Origin of the sequence: Nodosilinea sp. LEGE 07088, from assembly GCF_015207395.1 — a bacterium.
Classification (GTDB): domain Bacteria; phylum Cyanobacteriota; class Cyanobacteriia; order Phormidesmidales; family Phormidesmidaceae; genus Nodosilinea.
The window spans coordinates 1-6,429 of the sequence record NZ_JADEWX010000249.1; the positions used below are offsets into that span (position 1 = coordinate 1).

General features: G+C 56.5%; 7 protein-coding genes and 1 pseudogene. 2 read left to right on the forward strand and 6 right to left on the reverse strand.

Annotation, left to right across the window (positions count from 1 at the left end; translation table 11 throughout):
* Nucleotides 1-122: 122 nt before the first annotated feature.
* The 3 genes and pseudogenes from IQ254_RS28845 to IQ254_RS34070 form a co-directional block, all read right to left on the reverse strand.
* On the reverse strand, nucleotides 123-317 hold the full coding sequence (locus tag IQ254_RS28845; protein ID WP_193969597.1) for a hypothetical protein: 195 nt from the start codon (nucleotides 315-317) through the stop codon (nucleotides 123-125).
* Nucleotides 318-409: 92 nt separating this feature from the next.
* The gene (locus tag IQ254_RS28850) at nucleotides 410-1,090 is read right to left on the reverse strand and encodes an actin-binding WH2 domain-containing protein (RefSeq protein WP_193969598.1); all 681 of its coding nucleotides are present in this window, start codon (nucleotides 1,088-1,090) and stop codon (nucleotides 410-412) included.
* Nucleotides 1,091-1,218: 128 nt separating this feature from the next.
* Nucleotides 1,219-1,435 (reverse strand): annotated as a pseudogene (locus IQ254_RS34070) (hypothetical protein); the annotation flags it as partial.
* Nucleotides 1,436-1,940: 505 nt separating this feature from the next.
* On the opposite strand from IQ254_RS34070, the gene IQ254_RS34075 reads away from it, so the two are divergent.
* The gene (locus IQ254_RS34075) at nucleotides 1,941-2,159 is read left to right on the forward strand and encodes a DUF3134 family protein (RefSeq protein ID WP_193969599.1); all 219 of its coding nucleotides are present in this window, start codon (nucleotides 1,941-1,943) and stop codon (nucleotides 2,157-2,159) included.
* A gap of 152 nt (nucleotides 2,160-2,311) precedes the next feature.
* On the opposite strand, the gene IQ254_RS28860 is transcribed toward IQ254_RS34075, so the two are convergent.
* Nucleotides 2,312-3,091: a dienelactone hydrolase family protein gene (locus IQ254_RS28860; RefSeq protein WP_313887604.1), complete on the reverse strand. Its 780-nt coding sequence runs from the start codon at nucleotides 3,089-3,091 to the stop codon at nucleotides 2,312-2,314.
* A gap of 132 nt (nucleotides 3,092-3,223) precedes the next feature.
* Between IQ254_RS28860 and IQ254_RS28865 the strand changes: the two genes are divergently transcribed.
* Nucleotides 3,224-3,379 (forward strand): PCP reductase family protein, encoded by a 156-nt coding sequence (locus tag IQ254_RS28865; RefSeq protein ID WP_035991371.1) that lies wholly within the window; start codon nucleotides 3,224-3,226, stop codon nucleotides 3,377-3,379.
* 250 nt (nucleotides 3,380-3,629) lie between these two features.
* On the opposite strand, the gene IQ254_RS28870 is transcribed toward IQ254_RS28865, so the two are convergent.
* The gene (locus IQ254_RS28870) at nucleotides 3,630-3,845 is read right to left on the reverse strand and encodes a hypothetical protein (RefSeq protein ID WP_193969600.1); all 216 of its coding nucleotides are present in this window, start codon (nucleotides 3,843-3,845) and stop codon (nucleotides 3,630-3,632) included.
* Nucleotides 3,846-4,130: 285 nt separating this feature from the next.
* Nucleotides 4,131-6,317 (reverse strand): VWD domain-containing protein, encoded by a 2,187-nt coding sequence (locus tag IQ254_RS28875; protein ID WP_193969601.1) that lies wholly within the window; start codon nucleotides 6,315-6,317, stop codon nucleotides 4,131-4,133.
* Nucleotides 6,318-6,429: the final 112 nt, after the last annotated feature.

Consider the following 6,429-nt stretch of genomic DNA (forward strand, 5'->3'; position numbering starts at 1 on the left):
AGATTGCCGGGCAGATGTTTGATAACGAATATGACCTGGCCATGACCGTCATTGAGGGCATGGAGGCACGTAGTAGAACCGGAGATTACCCACTGGAACGTTTTATATTTAATTGCGCCTAGCTACTTACCCAGGCAGATGATAAGGATTGTCCCCAGCACTAGACATTCTGTGATCGCTAGAGATAACAGGTGCCGTCGCGATCGCCAGGCCGAGGGACGAATAATGCCGCCCATAAACACCGCGCTGATATCGAGCCCGGTGAGCTGGTCGAGTTCGTCATGGGTAATCCGTAGCGCCTGCAAACTAGATTCCATAGCTCCGTGAAATCAAAGATCAACTCCTACAGCAATGAAGCAACCGTTCAATACCTGCTGTAGGGGCAAACGGTGGTTTGCCCCGCCCAAAATCAATTGCCAAACAGCAGCGAGAAAAAGCTGCGAATCACCTGGGAGTAAAAATTGCCTTCCACCTCGCGGAACAGTTGAAACGGCTGTCCTGGTGAGCCAAAAAAGGGTCTCAGGGTCCACCCGAGCTGACTCCCCACCAGGCCGTAGAGTGTCAGCCAAAATAGCAGCAGCCGGTTGCGAATCCTGGGTGTATCTTGAGTGAAATCCATCACGGAGCGAATGCCTGAATAAAACAGCCTGACCCCAATGAAGCCTGTCAGGCCAAAGATGGCGACATTGAGCAGCAAAAAGAAATGATAGCTACGAATAGAGACCAAAAAGAAGAGGGTGATAGGTGCAAAGCTAAACATCAACACGCTGATCACTGAAGTCGTGGTCAGGCTGAGCACCGCGTACTGACGAAAGTCGGCCTTAGAGCCAAACAAAATATCGAAAAAATAGAGCGTTGGCAGGCAAATTAACAGAGTCAGCAGATAGAGAGCTGGCAGCTTCACCATTGATACGAGCAGCTGTTGCCACCCGCTCGATGAGCCAATAATGGCCCCATAGATGGCAAAAAATAGAGAGCTAACCACTAGCAGCGACAGAATTTTAGACTCAATCTTTTTGCCCTGGCGGACTTCGTCTAAGAAGGTATCGCGATCGCGCAGCAGCAATATCAGGGTTGAAAAGTGATTCATAGTCTTGCCCAGAAAAATAGCGCTTAAGGCTCATGTAGAGCGTAACCATCCCTCGGGGCAGAATAGGTCGGATAAAGTCGGCAGCTATTTTATCAATGTTGATGGACACCAAAAAGTTCCCCTGAGCCGATTAACTGCATCATCAAGGTATAGTTCGAGATGCGAAAGTCTTTGAATCGCCCTAGCACCAAAAGGCAGAAGGCAGAAGGCAGAACGGGAATTCCAGGTCTCATAAGGGTTTCCGCGTTGGCAAATAGGTAGGTTATTTCCGCCTCAGAGTACTAGCCCGGTGCGGGCATCCATGAGAAAATTCAGCAGCGTCCAGTCTTCTGGTTGCAGCACCTCTCCTTAACGAGTGCTGCTAGCCGGTGGGCTGGCGTTACGGAATGACGGGCATGGGTTGCGGTTAGGCGTATGGCCCAGTTGAGGCACTGAATGAACCAGCGGTCGGGTTTCTAGGCGATCAGCTAGGGTTGGTCGCGGGCCATATAAAAGAAGCCGGGTTTCTCTTGTGTGCTGCTCGGTCTCTGGAAAGCACATATGAGAAAACAGGTTTAGCCCTTAGATAGACTATGATGAAGTTATGGGGTCGAAAATCACCACAACTCTCATCAAGAACGCCGAAATAAAGGCCTGCTTTCCTAGACTATTTCACAGCCGCTTTAGCAGCTTCATACTCAACAAGCTTCAAGCTAGCTTGCGCTGAAAAAACGACTATACGGGTATCTTTGCCACTCGTAGATAGGTTTTCATGGATATGACAGCCTTAGGAAAGAGGGAAAAAAGGATAGATCGGTTTCCTTAATCCTGCCGGTTATCTAAATACTCACCTCAAGCGAGAATAATAACAATGGCGATATTTTACAATCCTTCTCTGCATCAAGAATCTCGCGATGCGGCTGCCAAAATTCCCCCTCAAGTTGAGAGAGAGACTCTGCTTAAGTGGCTAGAACGGACTGGCAGGCTAAAGTCAGATCAAGTTGATGGGGCTCATCATCCTAAGGATTCAGATGAATTAGATGCAATTCTAGACGCGGAACTTTATCCTGTAGACGCAGAGGATGAATAAGAGAATTCCTCCTAAAAAACATCCCGATCAGGAACGCGAACTTGGCCCACTGGGCCGGTCGCGGAGAAACACCGGACAGGTCTTTAGTTGGAACACTCTAACCCTGGTTGACTGACAAAACTTAGTCAGGGTCGTACTGGTACGTGCGTAGCCTAGCGTAGGGTTTCATCCAAGAAGTTCATCATCGTCCGCCACGAACGGCGATCGGCTGGGCCATTGTAGCGATCGCCGCTCCACACCGTGTAGGCGTGGTCGGCACCACCATAGATTTCCATATCGAAGTCAACCTTGGCGGCATCTAGCTCAGCAGCTAGCTGGGCCACGTCAGCCATGGGAACTGGGCTGTCGGCAGAACCATGGAGTACCAAAATACGACCTGGAGTTTTGCTATAGTCTTGCCCTTCGGGCGTGCTGAGGCTACCGTGGAAGACCACAAAACCATCTACCCCCATGCCTGCGCGAGCCATTTCAAGCACGGCAGCACCGCCAAAGCAGTAGCCAATGGCGACAACGCGGTTGCCGTCTACCCCGGCCATGGTTTGGGCCTGGTCTAGCCCAGCCATTAGGCGAGCCCGCATGGTGGCGCGATCGGCGTAGAGTTTGCCGCTCTCGACTCTCGACTCGTCGGTGTTGCTGGGCCGTACCCCCTGGCCATAGAGGTCTACCGCAAAGGCCGCATAGCCTTGCTCTGCTAGCATTTGGGCACGGCGCTGTTCGTAATTGTCGAGGCCGTTCCAGTCGTGCACCACTAGCACCAGGGGGCGATCGCCGCCGAAGTTGTCGTTGACGGCTAAGTAGCCTTCAAAGGGTTGCCCATCAATGGTGTAGACCACGGGCTCAGCCACAATATTAGCCTGCACCTCGGGAGAGAGCCCCATCGCCACCAGCGTGGTGATCACGGCAGCCAGCATCACCAACAAGACTTTTCTCACCACTCCAGTCTCCTAAAATCTTCAACGCCAATGAGTCAGATACCCTGAGGCCGCGATCGCCCCTGCCCCTGATATCGTAAAGAAGTTTGAAGCCCAGCGCAAAATTTCGTCTCTACCTCTGGACTCATCGCTATGGAATGGACTGCCGACGCCGAGGCCCGGTTGAAAGAAATCCCCTTCTTTGTGCGCCCCGCCGCCCGCAAAAAGATTGAGAAATTTGCCCAGGATCAGGGCCTGAGCCAAATTACCGTCGAGGTCTATGAAGCGGCTAAGAAACAGTTTGGCTAAGGACCCTGGCCAGTGCACCGCTAGCCAAAAGATGTTCGCTGGTGGCAGTGGCATCGGCAGGTCAAACAGGTTGCCTGGCAGGTCGGCGGCCACTGTCATGGATGCATTGGGAAAGGAAACCAAGGGGCGATCGCGTAGTCGCCCCATCGGTAGGGGCGCAGCGGTTTCAACGGGCCACCTCACCGCTGCCCAATCGCTCTGGAGATAGGGTCAAAGACAGCGGCGAACTGATCGGAACGCGAGGCCGGGGTTAGCTAATCGAGCAGCTTTCTTGATCGCAGGTGACCTGGGTGGAGAGGGCACTCTCGGGCACCACAGTAAAGCCACCGACGCTAATGCCAGAAATGCCGTACTGCTCTTGCAGCACCTGGTTAAAGCTGGCAATGATGTCGGGCAGCTGATCTTGCAGCACGGTGCGAATGCGATCGGCCTCGGGGGTCGGATTGCCGACAGTTTCAATAGGCATAGTGGTTGGGCTGGTAAAGAGCTTTTTTATTGTAAAGTCAGGACAAAAGCCAAATGGCCTTTGCTTCATGGCTCTACACATGGATCCCTGGCGGGTATCAACTCAAAGCGGGACATTGCTGTCGCGAGGTAGCCAGAAGCCAGGAGCCAGAAGGCCTGTCAATACTGACTGCTGACCCCTGACTTCGACATGCCAAGGTCTACCAGCGTCTCGGCTTAAGCGGATACCTCCCCTTGGCTTTACCGAGGCCAGCTGAAATAGTGAACTCCTTTAGATGGGCGATTGCTAAAACGGAAAACGCGGCAGCGGAATGGGCACCCGGCGACGAATTTCGTCTTCGACCTGGTCTTGTACCTCATCGACCAGATTGGTGGCGATCGCATTCACCGCGCTCTGCACAAAGTCGGGTTGCCCCGTAGCGGCGACATCGAAGACACAGCCCTCCAGCATCCACTCGTTGACGCCCGCCTCCTGGCACAGGCGGGTGGCATTTTGAATTTGGGCCGGGGCCACCCCCACCAGGGTCGGAAACTGGCTGGGAAAGTTTCGCTGGGTAAAGGTTGCGGTCGATTGGCCAGGGCCGTAGTCAAACAGTGATTCGCCCGCCGTGACCCGCCAGCTATCGCCAAACTGGCGGTAGAGCTGCTCAAAGAAGGCGTTCTGCAACTGGGTCAGGGGCACCGGGGCGGGAATTAGCCCCTGCACTAGCCGTGTGACCGAGGCGTAGGCATTTTTAGGCGGAATGACCGCGCCCCCGCGAATTTGTAAGTCATCGTCGGGATTGCGGTTGAGATTGCCCAGCAGCCCCTGGTAGGTGCCGGCCCGCCGGGGCACTTCCGGCGAAAGGGTCAAAAAGGGTGCGCCGCCCATGGTCGTTTGGGACACTTGCAGGCTTTCGCCCGTGGGCCAGGTGATCTGGTAGCGATCGCCGACCCGCAGCGCCACCCCACCCCCCGGCAGGGATGTCGGCCCTTCGCCCAGGGCAAACGGACTACCGTCGAGCCAAACTGGCGAGCGGCCATCGGGCAGATTTTGAGCATAGATGGCCAGGCGATGGCCTCCTACCGCCACCGCCACCGCCGTATTCATCGACAGGGGCCGACCGGGAATCTGCCCCTGCCGCGCCTGCACCTGAAAGTGGCCATCGGTGGCGGCGGTCAGCCAATATTCACCGATGGTCTGAAAGCTATAGCGGTAGCCGTCGTAGGTGATGATGTGGGGGTCGCCGTAGCTGGTGCCGTGGGCGCGATCGCCCTCGCTGCCCCAGTCACTGCTGGGGCCTGGAACCTCGGGCTCTTCTTCTTCGCAGGGGTTTTCTACCGGGTCGATGCCCAGTTCGGCATTGCTGGGGTAGCCGGTGAGGGCGATGATGGCGGTGGGCGAGTCGACGGCAGTGACCCCTGCCGGACGACTGCCGTCGGGGCAGGTGCAGGTGTCGCCCAAGCAATACCGTTGGTTAAAGCTGCCACTGATGCGGGTGGTGTCGCGATCGCCCCAGCGAATCGCCCCGTGGCCGCCATCAAACACCTGTACCGACACCACCTGGGCCTCGGGCAGGGTGAGGCTGTACAGCCGCTGAATGGTGCGGGTAATGCGTCGGCCCTGGGGAATAGCCAGGGCAACGACTTCTCTGCGATCGCCGGTGATGCCCGGCCCGTCAGTATTCCAGTCGCGCTGGCTAGAGTTGCGCTCCAGGCCCATGGCCCAGGTTTGCAGAAAGCCATCGCGATTGGCCATCAGACCCAGAAATCGCTCGATCCACTCGGCTTCGGCGGCGGCGGGTGGCAGGGGCGGAGTCAGGGCGCGATCGAGCAGGTTCCAGGTTGACTCGCCGCTATAGGTCATATGGGCAAAGACTCCCTGGGCGTCGTAGCTGCGGTCTTCGATCTGGCTGTAGCTGGTCAGGTATTGCCGCCAGCGACCCTCGCCCAGGGGCGATCCGCCGGCGTAGGTCTCCCCGGCCCAGCTCGCCGAGCCCTCCAGCACCCAGGGCGGCAGGGGGGACAGCGCCCCGACTTTCTCGCGTTGGTAGCAGTGGTAGACCTCGTGGGCAATATTGCTGCGTTTGGCGGGCTCCAATAGCCCAGTCCAGGCATCGGCCACCACGATCAGGCAGGCTTCCCAGTCACCGCTTGACTCGCGGCCAGTGCGGCCTTCGAGCACGCGAATATCGACCCAGAGGCTTGGATCCGCAGGATCGCGCAGGGCAGCTCGGCTGGTGGCCAGGGCATGCTCCCCCGAGGCATCGACCCGAATATAGTCGCGCTGGTAGCTGTCGTCGTTGGTGATTACAATCGGGTGGGTAAAGCGATGCCCGGTTTGGCTCTCGATATAGCTGCGCGCCTCGGCCACCCGGCGGTCTAAATCGGCATCGGCGGGGGCAGAGCGGGAGAGCGGCGCCAACACCAGGGTAAGGGTGAGGCCAAACAGCACAATCCACCGCAGCCAGAGTGAACGGGGCAACACAACCATGGCAAAACCCAAACATCAGTGAATGACTCTGATTTCAGCTGAAATTAGCGTTATTCCGGACGGAGTTGATGAAACCTTAGATTTATTTGGTGAGGGGAGAGGGGGGATGGGG

What these genes read in the sequence shown, in the direction of transcription:
- IQ254_RS28875 (WP_193969601.1), bottom strand. Translation starts at nt 6,317, where the DNA reads ATGGTTGTGTTGCCCCGTTCACTCTGGCTGCGGTGGATTGTGCTGTTT.
- IQ254_RS28870 (WP_193969600.1), bottom strand. Translation starts at nt 3,845, where the DNA reads ATGCCTATTGAAACTGTCGGCAATCCGACCCCCGAGGCCGATCGCATT.
- IQ254_RS28865 (WP_035991371.1), top strand. Translation starts at nt 3,224, where the DNA reads ATGGAATGGACTGCCGACGCCGAGGCCCGGTTGAAAGAAATCCCCTTC.
- IQ254_RS34075 (WP_193969599.1), top strand. Translation starts at nt 1,941, where the DNA reads ATGGCGATATTTTACAATCCTTCTCTGCATCAAGAATCTCGCGATGCG.
- IQ254_RS28850 (WP_193969598.1), bottom strand. Translation starts at nt 1,090, where the DNA reads ATGAATCACTTTTCAACCCTGATATTGCTGCTGCGCGATCGCGATACC.
- IQ254_RS28845 (WP_193969597.1), bottom strand. Translation starts at nt 317, where the DNA reads ATGGAATCTAGTTTGCAGGCGCTACGGATTACCCATGACGAACTCGAC.